This is a genomic window from Exiguobacterium sp. s28, assembly GCF_018618135.1.
In the GTDB taxonomy this organism is placed as follows: domain Bacteria; phylum Bacillota; class Bacilli; order Exiguobacteriales; family Exiguobacteriaceae; genus Exiguobacterium; species Exiguobacterium mexicanum_A.
The window spans coordinates 1-17,343 of sequence record NZ_JACSLL010000005.1 but is presented as its reverse complement, the minus strand read 5'-3'; the positions used below and the strand labels follow the sequence as shown (position 1 = coordinate 17,343).

18 protein-coding genes and 2 pseudogenes are annotated in these 17,343 nt (G+C 51.0%); 6 read left to right on the top strand and 14 right to left on the bottom strand.

What is annotated here, in order from left to right:
* Positions 1 to 60 precede the first annotated feature (60 nt).
* The 3 genes from KNP78_RS07135 to KNP78_RS07125 are packed head-to-tail and all read left to right on the top strand — an operon-like array spanning position 61 to position 2,740.
* On the top strand, positions 61 to 762 hold the full coding sequence (locus tag KNP78_RS07135; protein WP_214712779.1) for a hypothetical protein: 702 nt from the start codon (positions 61 to 63) through the stop codon (positions 760 to 762).
* Positions 762 to 1,688: an AAA family ATPase gene (locus KNP78_RS07130; protein WP_214712781.1), complete on the top strand. Its 927-nt coding sequence runs from the start codon at positions 762 to 764 to the stop codon at positions 1,686 to 1,688. The genes KNP78_RS07135 and KNP78_RS07130 overlap by 1 nt, the downstream gene beginning before the upstream one ends.
* Positions 1,689 to 1,693: 5 nt before the next feature.
* Positions 1,694 to 2,740: a DUF58 domain-containing protein gene (locus KNP78_RS07125; protein ID WP_214802614.1), complete on the top strand. Its 1,047-nt coding sequence runs from the start codon at positions 1,694 to 1,696 to the stop codon at positions 2,738 to 2,740.
* A 43-nt stretch (positions 2,741 to 2,783) separates the two neighbouring features.
* On the opposite strand, the gene KNP78_RS07120 is transcribed toward KNP78_RS07125, so the two are convergent.
* Positions 2,784 to 3,875 (bottom strand): FUSC family protein, encoded by a 1,092-nt coding sequence (locus KNP78_RS07120; RefSeq protein ID WP_214823515.1) that lies wholly within the window; start codon positions 3,873 to 3,875, stop codon positions 2,784 to 2,786.
* Positions 3,876 to 4,047: 172 nt separating this feature from the next.
* Here KNP78_RS07120 and KNP78_RS07115 point away from each other — a divergent pair, with 172 nt between their 5' ends.
* From KNP78_RS07115 to KNP78_RS07105, 3 genes and pseudogenes are all read left to right on the top strand, one after another.
* Positions 4,048 to 4,668, top strand: a complete 621-nt coding sequence (locus KNP78_RS07115; protein ID WP_082665700.1) for an NAD(P)-dependent oxidoreductase — start codon at positions 4,048 to 4,050, stop codon at positions 4,666 to 4,668.
* Positions 4,669 to 4,685: 17 nt separating this feature from the next.
* Positions 4,686 to 8,066 carry a dynamin family protein gene (locus KNP78_RS07110; RefSeq protein ID WP_214823514.1) on the top strand — a complete coding sequence of 1,127 codons (3,381 nt, stop codon included), beginning with the start codon at positions 4,686 to 4,688 and terminating at the stop codon, positions 8,064 to 8,066.
* Positions 8,067 to 8,339: 273 nt separating this feature from the next.
* Positions 8,340 to 8,636 (top strand): annotated as a pseudogene (locus KNP78_RS07105) (P-loop NTPase family protein); the annotation flags it as partial.
* On the opposite strand, the gene KNP78_RS07100 reads toward KNP78_RS07105, so the two are convergent.
* From KNP78_RS07100 to KNP78_RS07040, 13 genes and pseudogenes are all read right to left on the bottom strand, one after another.
* Positions 8,630 to 8,995 carry a hypothetical protein gene (locus tag KNP78_RS07100; protein ID WP_214756625.1) on the bottom strand — a complete coding sequence of 122 codons (366 nt, stop codon included), beginning with the start codon at positions 8,993 to 8,995 and terminating at the stop codon, positions 8,630 to 8,632. The pseudogene KNP78_RS07105 and the gene KNP78_RS07100 overlap by 7 nt on opposite strands.
* A gap of 61 nt (positions 8,996 to 9,056) precedes the next feature.
* Positions 9,057 to 10,037 carry a Gfo/Idh/MocA family protein gene (locus KNP78_RS07095; RefSeq protein WP_214756626.1) on the bottom strand — a complete coding sequence of 327 codons (981 nt, stop codon included), beginning with the start codon at positions 10,035 to 10,037 and terminating at the stop codon, positions 9,057 to 9,059.
* A gap of 19 nt (positions 10,038 to 10,056) precedes the next feature.
* Entirely contained in the window at positions 10,057 to 10,533 is a 477-nt protein-coding gene (locus tag KNP78_RS07090; RefSeq protein WP_214756628.1) for a GNAT family N-acetyltransferase, read from the bottom strand.
* 7 nt (positions 10,534 to 10,540) lie between these two features.
* Entirely contained in the window at positions 10,541 to 11,023 is a 483-nt protein-coding gene (locus tag KNP78_RS07085) for an SRPBCC family protein (protein ID WP_214756630.1), read from the bottom strand.
* Between the two features lie 12 nt (positions 11,024 to 11,035).
* Positions 11,036 to 11,830, bottom strand: a complete 795-nt coding sequence (locus KNP78_RS07080; protein ID WP_214756632.1) for a hypothetical protein — start codon at positions 11,828 to 11,830, stop codon at positions 11,036 to 11,038.
* Between the two features lie 606 nt (positions 11,831 to 12,436).
* Entirely contained in the window at positions 12,437 to 12,946 is a 510-nt protein-coding gene (locus tag KNP78_RS07075; RefSeq protein WP_214823513.1) for a GNAT family N-acetyltransferase, read from the bottom strand.
* A 25-nt stretch (positions 12,947 to 12,971) separates the two neighbouring features.
* The gene (locus tag KNP78_RS07070) at positions 12,972 to 13,655 is read right to left on the bottom strand and encodes a hypothetical protein (RefSeq protein WP_214756636.1); all 684 of its coding nucleotides are present in this window, start codon (positions 13,653 to 13,655) and stop codon (positions 12,972 to 12,974) included.
* 90 nt (positions 13,656 to 13,745) lie between these two features.
* Entirely contained in the window at positions 13,746 to 14,279 is a 534-nt protein-coding gene (locus KNP78_RS07065; RefSeq protein WP_214756637.1) for a DUF2199 domain-containing protein, read from the bottom strand.
* Between the two features lie 54 nt (positions 14,280 to 14,333).
* Positions 14,334 to 14,576, bottom strand: a pseudogene (locus KNP78_RS07060) (DUF2750 domain-containing protein); the annotation flags it as partial.
* Positions 14,577 to 14,816: 240 nt separating this feature from the next.
* Positions 14,817 to 15,593, bottom strand: a complete 777-nt coding sequence (locus KNP78_RS07055; RefSeq protein ID WP_214823512.1) for a TetR family transcriptional regulator — start codon at positions 15,591 to 15,593, stop codon at positions 14,817 to 14,819.
* Positions 15,594 to 15,607: 14 nt separating this feature from the next.
* Complete coding sequence (locus tag KNP78_RS07050) at positions 15,608 to 15,889, bottom strand: hypothetical protein (protein ID WP_214823511.1); 282 nt, start codon at positions 15,887 to 15,889, stop codon at positions 15,608 to 15,610.
* 25 nt (positions 15,890 to 15,914) lie between these two features.
* Positions 15,915 to 16,601: a hypothetical protein gene (locus KNP78_RS07045; protein ID WP_214823510.1), complete on the bottom strand. Its 687-nt coding sequence runs from the start codon at positions 16,599 to 16,601 to the stop codon at positions 15,915 to 15,917.
* 92 nt (positions 16,602 to 16,693) lie between these two features.
* Positions 16,694 to 17,128: a hypothetical protein gene (locus tag KNP78_RS07040; RefSeq protein WP_214823509.1), complete on the bottom strand. Its 435-nt coding sequence runs from the start codon at positions 17,126 to 17,128 to the stop codon at positions 16,694 to 16,696.
* Positions 17,129 to 17,343: the final 215 nt, after the last annotated feature.

Sequence of the window (17,343 nt, the reverse complement as noted above, 5' to 3'; positions counted from 1 at the left end):
ACATTGAATTCCTTTAAGAAGACTAAGTTATCATAGAGACTTATCGATGAAGGAGGGCTTATGCAGAAAAGAAAAATGTATTATTTCATCATATCGACCTTAATCATCGTCGCTTTATTTAAAATCGGGGGTACTTTCCTTTATACAATGATTGTAGATCGCCCGACCCAACAAGACATGTCGGGAAATCCAAGGTACATCGACGGTGAATTGGCAACCTTTAAAGATAAAACAGAGAATCTAGAGGATACTAATGATATACCGAAGTGGTATGACCTTTTGTCGAAAGAACGGTTTGAGAAGAAGACGTCTGGCGAAGATCAAGAGACTGTTTCAGATGTCCTAAAATGGGCAGTTATAGCTTTCTTGCTCATTTTATTTCTCAAGTACTACAAGCGAGTACGAGATTGGTGGGATAAGCGGCGACGCAAAGCGACACCGTCCTCAGCTGACGAAAGACCATTCTCAGATCGAGCCAACATGAACACGGTGACCAATACCACACCAATCTTTCTCTATGCCTCTGATACTGAGCTTGGGAAACTACTCGTGGAGTTGAATGACACCTTGAGCGACACTCAAAAACGAAAACCTCACGAGACCGTCTCAGAGTGGTTTGCACGCATTCGATTCGAACAATCTGTGAAACCTTATGCCGATGTGCGATATGGAGAACTGAACGTGATCGACGAGCGCTCACTTCATGATTTCAAAGTATCTGTCAGACAGTATATACAACACTACAAAGGAGAGAAATCTTGATGAACATTCGTACGATGATTGAGGAAATCAACCAAGTCTATTTGGGCAACCCGACAGTAGTAGAGTTGTGTGTGACGTCGCTGTTGGCAAACGGACATGTGCTCTTAGAAGATGTACCGGGCACCGGGAAAACGATGTTGGCCAAGACGTTAGCGACGAGTTTCCACGGCGACTTTTCAAGAATTCAGTTCACAGCCGACTTATTACCGTCAGATATTGTCGGTTCAGATTTTTTCAATCTAAAGACGCAAGAGTTTGAAAACAAGCAAGGCCCGATCTTCGCCAACATCGTGCTCATCGATGAAATCAACCGGGCCGTCCCACGTACCCAGTCCGCATTGCTCGAAGCGATGGAAGAACGACAGGTGACGGTCGGGGGCAAGACATATCACCTTCCTACCCCATTCTTCGTCATCGCGACGCAAAACCCGATTGAATCATCTGGTACCTTTTCTTTGCCTGATGCGCAGCTTGACCGGTTCATGATGTGTCTACATACAGGGTACCCGACCGAAGAATTCGAACTTCAATTGTTGGAGGAATCCGTCACCGAGACTCGGAAGGCGGTACTGGCGAATGTCGATTTCGAGCAACTCCTACAATATCGAGCCGATGCCATGAAAATCCACATCTCGAAAGATGTGTTACGTTATATCGTCTCGATCGCGACCGCGTCACGTAGTCACCGGAATGTTCAGACGGGGATCAGTCCTCGTGCGACGATCGCGCTCTCGAAAGCCGCTCAAAGTTATGCCTATATCCAAAATCGTGACTATGTCACACCAGAGGACATCAAGTTCTTGGCCCCATACGTTTTCGCACATCGATTGACACTGACGCTCGAGGGCGAGATCAAGTCCTCGAAGGCCGTGGTCATGGAAGAACTCTTGGCGACCGTCCCGGTCCCGGTCGAGATGGGCATGTGACTCCGATGAACATCACGACCAATGTATTTTTCTTGCTTGAAAAACGAATCCAAATCGTCTTATTTTCAGTGATGGTCATCTTGTTGTTCGTGCCGTACCTCTCGATTTTTTCATTCGTTCTTGCTGTTTTTTTGGCAGCAAGTCTTTATATCGAGCGTTACACGAAACGACTGACTGCACAAATGGACGTCACGTGGAGACAGTTCGACTCGATTCTGTTCAAGGACGAAAGTTGTAAGTTCACCCTTGAACTGACGAACGTGCACCTCTTAAACGAAATGAGCACGAAAACGTATATACGTACGCCAAAGGATGGACCTTACGTTGTAAACTTAGAGGGGCATACGGAAACCATCATCGAATTGGACGAGCTGCCGTCTGATTTCGTCTTCGAACTTACAGGTAATCGAAGGGGGCCCATCGAAATAGCAGAAATCTCCATCACGATTAACTTGCCTCTATCGTTAGGTACGTTGACACTCTATTTGGCTCCCCCTTTACGTTGGACGGTCTATCCATCGATTTCAAGTACTCATGCGCAGCGTATCCGATCACACCTGAAGCTTGGTGAGCGCGTCTCTAAATATTCTCCAATTAAGGATCGGTTACTACAAATCTCCTCGAAGCCCTATGAGGATGAACCGTCTAGACAAATCGACTGGTATGCGACGGCGAAGAAATCCACTTTGCAAACGAAACTGTACCAGCCGGTCAATCAAGACATGTTCACGGTGTATCTCGACTTGTCGGCTTCGAATGGAATCGGCCTTCATCATCAGTTCGAAGAGTTGATAGAGGATACGGCATTGGTCAGTCGGGAATTGATTGAAAGCGGCGGGAAGGTCGAGCTGTTTGTGAACCGATTAGATCAAAAGGGACATGTCAATCACTTGAGCATCCAAGAAGGGGCGAAGCAGCTTAAAAACATCCTCGCTTTACTCTCTAGTCTATCGGAGCAAGATCACTATATGGGTTCAACCCGTTTCTCGCCTTACGTGACGAAAATAAAAAACAAGCAAGCTCAGCTCATAAAAATAGCATCACCTAACTGACTTTTTAAAAGCCCAGTTAGGTGATGCTATTTTTTTACCTTTTTTAGTCTTCAAAGAACCACTTCTTACGCGGTTCCACTTTCAGGTTGTCTCCGTGCTTCTTCATCTCGGTGATGAGGTAGCGTTCGAGCTCATTCATCGCCTTGACCCAATCTGTCATCGTCGCGACGAGCGGGACGACGGTCAGGATGAGGTCTTCCTCTTCATCCCGCATCTTCTCGATCATCAACTTCGCGAAGTCGAAGTTCTCATGGATTAAATCCTCTTCCCGGTCGATGATGTGCTCGTTTTCTAATTCATAAGCCGAGAATAGACGCTCATGCCGTCTGAGCAAGTGCCGCATATGACGCATCAATTCGTCCTCGAGCTGAGGTGGTAGATGTTCGAGTGTCAGAAAATCGTCATGCAGCTTGTCGAGCACGTGGATAGCGGCACTGTTCGTATCAATCATCTTCGACTTCAAGACGGCCCGGCGATAAATCGGCGTCTTCTTCTCGAGCCAGCGGTTGGCTTTAATCTCTTCTTCAAAGAAGTCGTACGTCGTCTTTGAGGCTCGATGTTTCTTTTTCGTCTCATCGAGTGACTCAAATGACGAGCGTCCTCCCTCTGTTTCCGAGAACAGTCGCGCGATGCGGACGGCCATTTGGGAGACGGTCGCGATCTCGTCCTCAAGCTTCCGCTCATAGCGCGGCGGGAACAAGAGCGCATTGACGAGAAGCGCCACCGTGATCCCCATCATGATGAGCAAGTAACGCTCCCCGGCGAACATCCAGACGGGCATGTCCGATTGGCTGGCCCCTTCCATAATCAGAATCGTCGTCAAGATGACGGTCCGGGTCGTCGACTCGAGGTTCAAGAAGAGAAGGATCGAGATGGCGATGATGATGACGACGCCGATGGCGATCGGTGTCGGGTTCGGCGTCAACATTAATGAGAAGACGGCGAGCAAAGCCCCGATCAAGTTCCCTTTTAGTTCTTCTAATAGCCGGACACCCGTCTGATAAACGGACGGCAATAATGCGAGCGAGGCCGCGAGTGCCGGTACGACAATCTGTTGAAATTGAAATGCCTCGGCGATGAGCAATACCAAGGCGACGGATATCCCGGTCTTGATGGTTCTAGCTCCAAATCTCATGCGGTGTCGACAACGAAGTGTCTTCCTCCCTTATACACGTCTTAACTTTTTGTATCCCACTTACCCTGCCCTGAAACCTCACAACTTCAAGCCGTTGTCTCCTGTTTCGATAGCGCTTCCGTGGTATGATGGCGTTGGATATTTTCTTTAATCTTGATTGGGAGGGGTTTACTTGTCAACCATTGCTTTATTTGGAGGGAGCGGCCGCACGGGGATGCGGTTGCTTGAACGTTTGTTAAAAGACGGCCACGACGTCCGACTGTTGTCACGTCGCGAGGTCGAACCGAGGGATCGTCTCACGGTCATCATTGGTGACGCGACCGACGCGGATGCCATCGCAGAAACGGTGAAATCGGCCGACGTCGTCATGTCGGCGCTCGGTACGGATAAGCAGGACGTCTTGTCCCGCTTCACGCCGCTCATCATCTCAGCGATGCAAGCAGCCGGGATTACGCGCATCCTGACAGTCGGGACGGCCGGCATCTTGCAGGCACATGATTCTGACAACTATCGTTTCGAGACCCGCGAGTCGAAACGGTCGATGACGACCGCGGCCGAGGATCACGCCCGGGCATATGAACTGCTCGATGCATCGCCGCTCGATTATACAATCGTCTGCCCGACCCAATTGATTGAAGATGCGTCCGTCGGGAACATCGTCATCACAGCTGACGTGCTCGGGACGCAAAACTCGGGACCAATCTCGCGTGACGATGTGGCTGATCTCGTCATTCAAGCCTGGGAAAACAACACATATCGTAGACACCGCGTCGGCATCACGACGGAATCATAAGTAGGGGATGGGGATTTATGAACGAACAACGTATGCGCCTCGCGCAATTGACCGACGTATTTGACATGCAAACTGAGACCGAGTCAGCTCGTCTCGCCAAGACCGGGCTCCGAAAAGTGACACAAAATGAGATTTGGATCGCGGTCTGTGGCCATTTCTCGGCCGGGAAGTCGACGCTCCTCAACAATTGGCTCGGGAACGGTGTGTTACCGACGAGCCCGATTCCGACGAGTGCGAATATCGTGACGCTTCGACATGGGGAAATCGGGGCATCCGTCGCCGTCAACGATACAGATTGGATTCGACTCGCGCCGAATGAGCTCGACCGTTTGAGCGACTACTGCAAAATCGAAGAGATTAAAGAAGTCGAGTACGCCCTGCCCCGCTTCCCGTTCGGAAGCGACGTCGTCCTTATGGACACGCCTGGGATCGACTCGACCGATGAACGGCACCGTCAAGCGACAGAACGCTCGCTCTTTCTCGCCGACCATCTGTTCTTCATGATGGACTACAATCACGTCCAGTCCGAACAAAACATTAAACTGATGAAACAGTTTAGCGCCGAAGGACGTCCCTACTCGATCATCATCAACCAAATCGATAAGCACGATGAAGGAGAGCTTCCGTTCAGCACGTTCAAGCGTTCGCTCGAGACCGCCTTCACCCGCCATGCGATCAATCCGGACGATATGTTTTACATCTCGCTCCGTGAGCTCGATCACCCGGAAAATGAGGTCGAACGCCTCCGGACGTACGTCCAAACCGTCATCGACGCCGCGCGGGAACATGCGGAAGCACGCGCCGATTTGCTCGTTGACACGTTGCTCGCCCGGTCCACACGTGCGAACGACGCGCTCCTGAACGAGTTGCCGGTCATCGAGAAGCAGCCGACGGAGATTCAAGCCCGCCTGCAACGTCTCGACAAAAAATCGATATGGCTCACCGCGTTCCGCCGCGAGTTCTTCAAACACCAGACACCGATTGTCGCGAGCGCGCCGATCATGAACTACGAGTTCCGCGAACTGTTGCGGGACTATCTCGAGAGTTGTGCGCCGGAGTTCAAGGTCGGCCTGTTCTTCTCAAAAGAGAAGACGCGCCAGGAACGGCTGCATCGTGAAGACATTGCCGTCAAGGAGTTCAACCGATTGATTGATACGAACCTTCGCCCCCACTTGATCAAGTACGCCGAAGACATCGTCCGCGATTTGAAACTGCCCGAGGCGATTCTGTCGCGTCCTGACACGTTACCGGCCGCACCGAGCACGCTCATCAGTGACCAAGTGAAGTCTGGCGCATCGCTCAGTGGTGACACGGTGCTTCAATTCAGCCGCGACATCGAGTCGGCGCTCGCCTCTTGGGTGACGAAAGTGTCCGAACCGTGGGTCACGTCCGTCGAAACGTATCTTGAGGTTGAAGGCCAAGACCGAATCCATTCCATCGAGACCGAGCAAGATGAGTTGTATGACATGCTCGACACGTTGGCGCTACAACGTCAGCTCTCCGAACAACGAGACGAGCTCACCCATTACACGACACGTGACCTCTCTGATTCACGTATGACGGACCTTGAGACCCGTCACTACGTCACGGCCGACCAATTGCCGCAGAAACAAGTCGAACATCAGCAACAAGAAGTTGCTTCGACCTCGCTTTTGGTGGATGATATTACTGCTTTGTCTCTTGATTTTTCGTATGAATATGCGGTATGTGAAATATTAAAGGACCATCCGTTATTCAAGTCACGCGTCAAATCGCTCCGTCATAAATTGGCCCGGGCCGAATCCGAGACGTACACGCTCGCCATCTTCGGTGCGTTCTCGTCCGGCAAGTCGTCGACGTTGAACGCGTTGCTCGGTGAGACGGTGCTCCCGACGTCACCGAACCCACTGACGGCGTCGATCACGAAAATCGTGCCGCCGAACGGCCGTGCCAACAAAAGTGCGTTGATCACGTTCAAGACACGTGCCGAGCTCGAGGCGGAGCTGAACGATTACGGGGCGTCACTCGACGCGCTCCATCTCGACCACTCGTTCGTCAACGCCGTCAAGAACGCTCCCCTATCCTATCTCGGCAGCCAGGAGACGGTCGACTATGACACGTTCTGCTCGTTCGTCACGGAGGAAGAGAAGAGCTGTATCGTCAAAGAGATCGAGCTCGCCATCGACTCCCCTTGGGCCGAGCGCGGCATCATCTTCGTCGACACGCCGGGTGCCGACTCGCAGTTCAACCGTCATAGCGAGGTGCAGTTCGGCTATATGCGTGACGCCGATGCCGTTTTGTTCGTGACGTATTACAATCACGCCTTCACCGAGGCCGACCGAGAACTCGTCATCCAGCTCGGACGCGTCCAAGGGACAGGTGACCATCACATGTTCTTCCTCGTCAACGCGTCAGATTTGGCGGCGGATGAAGCGGAACGGTTCGCCGTCACCGATTATGTGTCGAACCAGTTGACGAAGCTCGGTGTCCGTCATCCGACGGTGCTGCCGATCTCGAGCCGAAACGCCATCCAGGGAACGGATGCCGGGTTCGACCGATTCTCGGCCAAACTTGAGCAATTCGTCGACCACGATTTGCGTCAGGCGAACGCGGTCCGCATCAAAGATGAGGCACATGCCCTCGTCGCCGCGTTCGAGGACGTCGTCAGCGAGGCCGAAGCGGATGCGAGCGTCAAGGCAGCCCGTCGTGGCAAACTCGAACAAGTGCGCACGTCTGACAATCGTCTCAACGTCACGACGCTCGAAGACCCGTTCAAGCGCGAGACGGACGAGCTACTCGCCCACCTCGAGACTCGCTCGCTCTTCCGGCTGTCGGACTTCGTCAAAGAGACGTTCCACCCGGTCGAGGTCGATGGGTCGAAAGCGAGCCTCGAGCGCGCCCTCACCCGGACGCTCGACAAGTATGCGTATGACATCCATCAAGAGTTGCAAGTGTTCCAATATCGACTCGAGCGCTTCTTGAAACGAGAGACGGAACGCTTGATCGAGCGCGAGACGCTCAAACTGCGTCCGCTCCTGCCAACGTTGTCGTTTGAGGACGACAGCGACATCGATTGGTTCCGTGACGCCGTCGACCCGGTCACGTTCGAGGCGGCTCCGTTCCGTCCCGTCTTGAAGCACTATAAGAACGCGAACCAGTTCTTCGAAGGCGACGGCCGGACGAAACTGCGCGACGACTTGAGTGCCCTGTTGAAGACGGCGGTGCGCGAGCAACTCGCGCGCGTCGGAAGTCATCAAGTCGAACGGACGGCGACGCAGCTTGCCGCGCTCGAGACGACGCTCAGCCAGAACTGGGACCGTGAAGTGAACGACCTCGTCGCCGGCGAATTGAGCATGCTCTCGGACGGTCAATCGTTCCAAGACATGACACAGCGCCTCGCTGCGCTCAGAAAGGACTGAACGCATGGGTTCCTTGTTGCTCGTCGGCTTGATTCCGGCCGTCATTATGACGGTCGCACTCGGCTTGTTTATCCGCCACCTGTATCTGAATAGAGAGTAGACTTTAAAGGATGGGGTCGAGACCGGCCCCATCCTTTTTTATGACAGCATGAACGGCTTTCACACCACTACTTGACGGTCCCAAAGCTTTTCGACGCTCACGAGTTCATCGTTGTCGAACGTCACTTTATATACGTCCGGCATGTCGATCTCTTCCCAGAACGAATAGCCGTTTTAGTCATCTTTTTATGGATTCCGCCCGACGTCCGACTGGCCCGATTGCAACAACGGGAGCTCGAGCGCTATGGAGCGGCGGCACTCGCTGGCGGCAGCCTATACGAGCAATCACAAGCGTTTTTGAGCTGGGCCGCCCTTTACGACCAAGCCGGGACAGAAGTCAGAAGCAAGACGTTGCATGAACAATGGCTGGCTGAACTGGCTTGTCCCATCCTAAGGATTGAGGGTGACTACTCGACCGAGGAACGTATCGCGATGGTGATGAATGCGTTAAAGCGGGATCAGCATCAATGATATTCCTTCCCGATTCTAATTTTAGTGAAATGAATTTCAGCGCTTGCCGGCGGGAACAACAGGTTACATACGAATACCTCGGTTCCGTCCAACATGTAACTCGAGACAGCGATATCGTGCATGAAGTAAGGTAGCTGTAGTCTCGTTAATTCTTTTATAGGTGCCACGCGGTCGTTCAAAGGAGCAGAGATGTCGACTTTGATACACCCTAAAAATTCAATCAGATGATGATAATCCTCATTTTCTTCCTCAATTTTAACTGAAACTTCATCTCCATAATACCGACAATCAAACCCGAGAACTCGAGCATCCCAATAATATATCTTTTCAAATTCATCTAGAATCTCTTGTGCATTCATTTTTTGTTCCGCACCTTCTCTTTAGAATAAGAGACCCGAGCACATGCTCGAGGCTCATTTGTTATACGTCGGCAGGATACCACACGTCGATGCGCTGCCGGATGTCGGTTATGACGTCCGCGAGTGTGAGCATATCGTCAATTGAATGGACCTCGGTCTCCCGCTCTCCTGCCTCAATCATTTTCACGAACGTCTGAATCTCATACGTCATATGGCTCGCCTGTTCTAAACCGAGTTCGACGGTCGTCCCGTCGCGGCCAACGAATGTCAACCGGTCGAGCGAACCGATATCGTCAATCACGATGCGTCCCGCTTCCCCGATGATTTCAGACGGGGCGTCCGTGCCATGGATCTTCGAGTGGAGCACGATGATGTCCATGCCGTCATACGACAAGATGGCCGAACCACTACCGTCGACGCCTGACTCGAGCTTGACCGCGTTCGCCTGCACGCCGCCCGGTCGTCCGAACAGTTTCAGGGCCGGGCCGAGGCAATAGACGCCGAGGTCCATCAGTGAACCGTTCGAGAAGGCAGGATTGAACGTGTTCGGGTTGTCCCCGCGCTTATACAAGTCGTAGCGTGACGAATATTGCGACTTGTTCAAGATGACACGCCGGACCGGTCCGACGCGATGGAGCTCTTGACGCAACACCTTGAAGTTCGGCATGAACAAGTTGCGAAGCGCCTCGAGCAAGACGACGTCATGTTCGCGCGCCGTCTCAAGCATCTGTCTCACTTCCTCAACGTTTGAGGCGAACGGCTTCTCACAGAGGACGTGCTTGCCGTGGCGCATAAACAGCAGGCTCTGCTCGGCGTGGAGCGAGTTTGGGCTCGCGATATAGACCGCATCAATCACCTCACTGGACGCCATCTCCTCGAGCGAGGTGAACGTGTTTGGAATATCAAATTCTTCAGCGAACGCCGTCGCGCGTTCGTCTGTCCGAGAATAGACGGCGGACACGGTCGCGCCTGCGACTTGATGGGTCGCTTCAATGAAAGAACGGGTGATAAAGTTCGTGCCGATGATACCGAATCGAATCATGGGAAGATTCCTCTTTTCTTTAGGTTGGGATGACTTTGCTAAGCATGATTTCGTCATGGAGCGGGATGCCGTACTCCCCGATGACGGGGATTGACGGCTTATGGATCCGGGCCGCATCGACTGCGCCCGGGATGATCCGTGTGAGGCGCCAGCCTCGGCGTTGGTAAAACGCGAGCGCCCGCAGATTGTCATTTGTCGTGATGAGCGACAGCCGCTCAAGCTGATAGTGCTTGGCCACTCGCTCCACGGCATCGAGGAGTGCCGAGCCGATGCCACGCTTCTCCTGCAAACTGTCGAGCGAGATGATTTCAAGCTCGTCTGCTCGAATGACATACGTGACGAGCCCGATGATCACGTCCCTTTCCGACCAGACGAACCCGTCAAGTGCGGCGCAATCATACGTCCCGGTCGAGATGACCATCTCAGATGAGCCCCAGGCATCGATAAAGAATGCGCGGACCGCGTCACGCTTCGAAGGGGTAATCGATTCAATCATCGTCGAATCACTCCGCCTCTCGGGCAGGTGACGGTTTTGGCGCACTCGCCTCGGCGTAGATACGGAACTGTTTGAACTGTTCATCATAAATCAGGCGAATCGCCCAGCGGAACGCTTTTACATATAGGGTATACAGCCATGAGGACGGTGCGAGTGTGATGCGAATCGTAACGTCCGTCCCGTCTGCTGTCTCGCTCAATGTGTATGTCGCCGTCGACACCCCTTGATTCGTCATCGCCTGTACCTCGCACTCATATGGACGATTGACGGATGTTAAAATTGATTCGACCCGAATCTCTTTCTTATCCATTTGTTGGACCGAGATGAACCGTTTTCCCGTCACGAGTGAGGCGTCACCGTCCTCGTAGATGTTCTCAATCAAATGGTCGTTCCATTTGATGATATGTTCGTCTTCTGCGAGACAAGCGAACGTGTGGTCAATCGGTGCGTCGATTGTCATCGTATATGTAGCCACTTCAAGTTGTTTCAAATCAAATCCCCCTTAAGAAATCCCTTTTGGATAACGGATGTACTGGCGTTGCCCCTCGATGATTGCCTTATTCTTATTGATCAAGTGGTCGTAATTCAACTTGAACATTTGGTCAAAATCAGTGGCCTCGAGCACGTCTAACGCCTCCATGTTCTTCTGCATCTTTTCTTTGCCGACCGCAATTCCTTTGATGAACTTCTTTTCTTGTCGAGACAGACTTGACCACTCTTGTGAATTTTCGAGAAACGCCGCGAACGCTTGAATATCTTCACCCTGACTCGTTAATATCTTCAACGTTTGATGTTGATAGATATCTGCTAGCACGGCGAATTCTTTCATCTTAGACAAATCTGTGTCCGTGATGTGCTTTCGGATTAATACGTCATCGTTATAATACGCCGTATAGTCTTGAAGCATCTGATTGAACGTTTGCTGAATCTCCCAAAAGTGAGCAAACGCGTCTCTCCCCTGTTGAACTTGCGGGCTTGCATCCACAACCGGTATGTCCAACGGTTTCGTGTAATAAGAGATTGGAATGTTTGAGCGCTCTGTCGCCATACGCGACAGGTTGCCGCTTAAATCGGCAAAATAAGACAGGTTCGGCTGCGCAATCAGCACTTCGTCCACGACCTCTTCCCCGATTGTAAAGTAGGCGCTTGCTACCGGTTGATTGTTTCGCGTAAAGCCTGCCATGTAATACGGCGTTCCATTTACCATCCAATAGACTGGATTGACAAAAGCCCCTTCGGTCCATTTCTTATGTTTCTTTGCCTTTTTCATGAGTAATGTCGTTGTATTGTGCCACATCGTTGAATCTCTCCTTTTTGTCTTGCTGATGATTTTTTCGTCATACGCTAGACAAATAAACGTCTATTCACTCGGCACGAGAACTGTCAGCTGTTAGGTAAACACTTCGATTGGTTGCTTCTTAGTTCCTCTATTCATTGTAGTGAGATTTTGTTCGACCTATTCGTCGTCCTTGTCAGTGGACGATTAGAGTGATGAACGTCTGTTTAATATCAGCCACTCGATTCGAGCAAGGGTTGACGTTTCTATATATACGGCCGGGACAGCAGAGTCACGATACATATTGGACTCGGTTGCAAGTCCGTTCATCCACGTTTGAATCGATACTTCGGGCAATGTCAGCGTGATTAACGTTTTCTCAATCTGAAGCGAAGATCGATCACCGCGTTGCACTGTTAGGCGTGTTTGAATTTGAGAGGCACCTGAACCATGCGTCTTATACATGACATCGAACGATTCGATTGAACCTTCTAGGCACTGACTTAACTGGCGATGTATTACGAGACGTTTCGAGGCGGGATAAAATAAGTTAACGATGGTTTGCGAATCACGGACAAATTCTAGCATAGGACTCCTTTCCAGAGTTGGACCTCGAAGTTGGATTGTTCAATCGAGTGCTTTCTCGAAACAAATATACCGTTCATGCCCTTTCGGTTTTGAATCGAAATGGACGCTTCCGCGTTCGACGTAGCCGTGTCGTTTGTAAAAGTTGCAGGCGGCCTCATTCCCTGAGAAGCTGTCGAGTCGGATGCTCGTGTAGCCTTCTGCTTTCGCCAACTGTTCCGAGGCACGCAACATCGCTTTTCCGCTCCCTTGACCTTGCTGCTCCGGATGCACCATCAAAGAATGGATGACGAGTGGCCGAGCGTGACACCAGTCGATCGCCTCCCATTCCGGCGACTGCCATTCATCGAGCACGACGACTCCGAGCAACTCCTCACCGTCTTTCATGATATAGACAGAATCGTCTTTGATACACTCCTCAAAATAGGCGCGGTTCGGATACGTGTCGTCCCATTGAAAAATCTGTCGGGCGAGCAAATCGTCTTTACAGGCGAGATACAGTCGTTCGATTGCATCTACATCTGATGGTTTGGCTAATGCGATTGTGATCATTCCAATGCTCCGTTCTTGAAGGTGATTATTGCGGATTGATGATTCGCTCATATTTCATGTACTCGTCTTGGTTCATACTTAGACCGAACAGCTCCGTGATTGTGTCTTGCCGCCACGTGATGGGATTAAAATACTGTGAGCCCGTGTCGAACCAGCGCCCCTTCTGATCAAATCCCCACGTATACTTCACCCGGTCTAGTCCTTGCTGGATAAGCATCTTTCCTTCTTCCGGATTAGAATAAAGGCGGCGCTTCCCGAGCCACAAATACGGTTCAGGTGCCCATGGGCAGTGTTCAATCGCGAGTTGAAAATACTTGTGCTTCAAATGGCCGAATTCTTTTGCCAACGCAATGCACAGCAAGCCGCTCACTTCTTCTGGCCCTTGTTCGATGAGTGACGCTGCCAAGGCGACGTGTTCGTCCGTGATGACAAAGTCATTCCATCCCGTCCAATATAAGGCGAGCGCGAAATAGAACGGGTCATCCGGATGAAACGTATAGGCAGTGAGACCGAAGCTGTTCACCCGGGCAAAATCTTCGATGGTATTTATCAACTCATACCCGATCAGCAAGTCCCAGCGGCTGTGATCGGTCGGGTCCATCATCACGCGGTCAATCAACATCTGTTCGATGCCTCGGGTCTGTTGAAGGTACTGTTCGAGCTGTTTAAACTGTTCTGCCTCAACGTAGGCGTCGATGCGATCGTTCATCGCTTGTTGTTCCGCTGAAAGTTTTTCATTTCCTGAATACAGCTCAAAAATATTCCCTATAGCCTAATCATTCAAAAATGTGTTCTCCTCTCATGCGTCGCTTTCCACGATGCGCGCCAGTTCTTCAATCCGTTCGCGGGTGATCCCTTCCCGCTGTTCGACGGCAAGCGGATGGTCGGTCGGCTCCAATTCGATGAACGGCCGCATCCCCACTTCTCGGGTATGAACGTTCGTCTTTAAATTAAGGGTGTCCGGATAGCCAGGTAGTTCGGTTGCGAACCAGCCGAACATCGGGTCAAGTTCGATGCGGGACGGCTCATCCCACAAGTCGAGCATGCGGAAAAAATTGTCGGCACTAAGTGACACCCAGACGTTCCAAGAAAAAATCTCATCTTCTCCGACAATCGGGAGTTCCACACAGCCGTAGACGAAAAAATGAGCCTCATCGACGACACAAAGGTCATCGGTCAGTACGACGCGTCGCTTCAACTGTTTCTTCGTGAAGCCTTCGATGCTTACCGGCATGACAGAACCGTAACCTATCGGGGTTTCAAGTTCCTGGCGACAGTTTGAACACGGACAATTGTCGAGATGATCGCGTTTTTGGGAAAAAGGATTTATCATAGTTGCTGCTCTCTTTTCTTTAAAAATATTATATTAACGGTATGTGAAATAAATTTATTCGAAATACTCCAGAATGGTTTCTGGGTCATACTCCAATCCAACCAGATCGCTCGACCAATCGAGGCCGCACAGCAGCTCATCATCCGACATGTTCGGCAACCAGCGTTCGAGGAACAGGTCGACCGGCAACTCAATCACATGATAGTCGGCCCACTCTTCAGCCCGGCAAGCGAGCGCAAGCTCTCGGGACGAAAAGAATAACAACACGTCTGTCGCCTCGACGTGCGATGGTGCGTACGCCCATCCATCGAAGTCTCATCTCATCGCCCTCTTTCTAACATCAATAACATGAGTATACTGAATTTACAAAAAAGAGGGAATTGATTCCGACAAGTTGATACAATGATTAACGCGATTCTATCGCGCTAATCGTTTGAGAATGTAAAAAGGACCTGTACATCAGGTCCATCGTCACGAGACATCATTCGGTTGTAACCAGTAACTTCTTAGTCGATTCAACGACACCTAGATGCGTCATCACTCATCGACGAACTGAACGCCGTTCACTTCATAATCACCGATTTGAATGAAGTGGAAGGTCGTGCCCTCTCCTAACCCTCTAGCCGCTCCCGAAAACTTAGCTACAACGTCAGGGTGTTTCCGCGCACCGAACGGCCATTTGTACAACAGTCCGTCTTTCAAGAAGTAGCCGACCTGGCCTCGGACCGTTAGCGCCGAGCTATCGTGAAGAAGCTTCGGTGTCTTATACTTGTTAAGTCGCCCGGTCACCTCGATATGAATCAAGTCATACCAAATCGACGGACAGAGCCAGACCCCGGTTCGATTTGCTTGCAGTAATTCGCAGTCGACGATGGTCGGCGGACGTACCAAATCGGACTGATAGCGTCGTAACACTTCACCTGTCTGCGAGAAACAGACGAGTGCCTCGGTAGAAATCCCTTCGCCGAACACCCCCTCGTCGACATAGCCGATCCAAATCCCCGTGTCGTTGACGGCGACCGCTCCAATGGCGTTGCCCGCATGGAACGAATGAAGAATCTTACCCCGCTCATCGATGACCCAGACGTTGACAGGAGTCTCCTCGAGCGTCACATCGACGACCAGAAACGTCTCTGAATCAAGGAGACGGATGAATGGTGAACTCAACTGAAACGGTAGTCGCAGCGTCCGCTCGTTCCAATAAACGACAGGGCCACCCTGATTCACCAGAACAATCAAGTCATCCCCGAATACATCGGCATCAACGATTCGCGAATCTTTCGTTTGGTGTAACGTTTTAATGTGCAATTTCATTTGATTCACGTCTCCTAACCCTTACTTAGCTGTCGCTTTCTCCCCTTTAGCCATAGACGATCAAGCCCTGTACCGACCACCGCCCAAAATAGGATCGTTACCACATATTTGACCCACATCGTGATATTCGAAGGGTGGGTGAACGTCTCGACGAACCAATGCGTCTCCATGACCCAAAACGGAGGACTCGTCAGAAAGAAGAGAATCGATTTGTCATCAGCGCCGCTCCCATTATAGAGACAAATCAGCACCGCAAAAAGTGTGAGCCAAAACGTAAATGATTTGATTCGAGCCATCCCTTAATCCCCTGTCCTGATTCATCTATTCGACTGAATTCGTCTTCTCATACTGTTCGAGCGTCGTGCGAAAACGCACAACCTGTTCCGGCGTCACCGGATCGGTCATTCCATAGCGCTCGTCCAAATACGGCTTGAAATCGACGTCCGTCAATTCGATGCGTCGTGCCCACTCTAAAACCGTTTCCGTCGGCAACCATTTCTTCGCCGATGGCAACGCCTGATTGAATGCGATGAGAGCGTCCCGAATCGTCACACCGGTCCAAGCCGGTTCCTCGACACTCGTCATCGAGCTCGGGACTGGATGACGCGAGAACGTCCTTGTCATGAGCGAAGCTGTTTCGTCAGCTCGCTTGCGGTGCTGAAAACGAATGTTAGCGGCAAAAATCAGTACGCTAAGCAATACACAGGCTAACAACAATACCCAATAGAAGAGGCCATCGCCTCGTTCGATGACGGTCGTCACGGAATCGATCGTATAATCCAAATAATCCAGTTTCAGACGAGACTGTTCTTCTTCTTTTGGTATCCTCATCTTTCCTTCGGACGACTCCATCAAATACTCAGATTCTGCCGGTGTCGGTCGCAACTTCAATCCCGATGTCGGAGGACGATACCACCACTCGATTAAATATGAGATGAGACGTATTCCGACAATGACCATCCCTACCGTCAGCACTGCGGTCAAGCCAAGCCGAATCATCCAACGCATGTTGTCGCCTCCTCTAGGGATGACTTACATCACATTGTATCATTGGACGTTTCCACTTGGAATAATCATTCAGCACGACTCTAGTCATCGTTTTACAGAAGATGCATCTTAGCGACCTGACTTGTTGGCCGCAGCTTTAGAATCTCGGTCGCTAATTCGTTCGCTTCATCATCCGTCATTAATTTGTCGGGAATCGCATTGAAAAAGAGCAAGTATTCCTTTAGATCTATGCGACTAGAATCAAGCACAACAGCACGTTTCGCATGTTCGTAGGCCCGTTCATAGGCATGAGGATGGTGACAGAACGGTTGGCTCATGAGAAGCGACGCAGCCTCTTCCCAATCCGCAGTCTGCTCAACTTGAATCTGATCGCATACGATTTCGTAGACCGCTAAATCATCCGTATCAAACGCAACTTCAAGAAATGTATCTAACACCACTTCGTGAGCGAGCGGCTTCACTAGACATTGAACGGTCGCTCGGTCATTTGAGAGGATCGCCTTGTGTAGTTGTTTTTTCAGGCTCATTTGAACGCTTGCCCCTTCCTTGATGATTCATCAACGCTCTTTTTTTCATTCATTTCCGTTTAAAACCTAGCGCGATGGAACGAAGAATCCTCGATTTGTTTCCGCAACTATCACACGCTATAATCATTGGCTCATCACCATAACACGTGGTTGCTATTTTAACGACCAAGCTCGAAGCGTAATCTCAAAAAGAAACGTTCGAGGTTTCGGTAGCC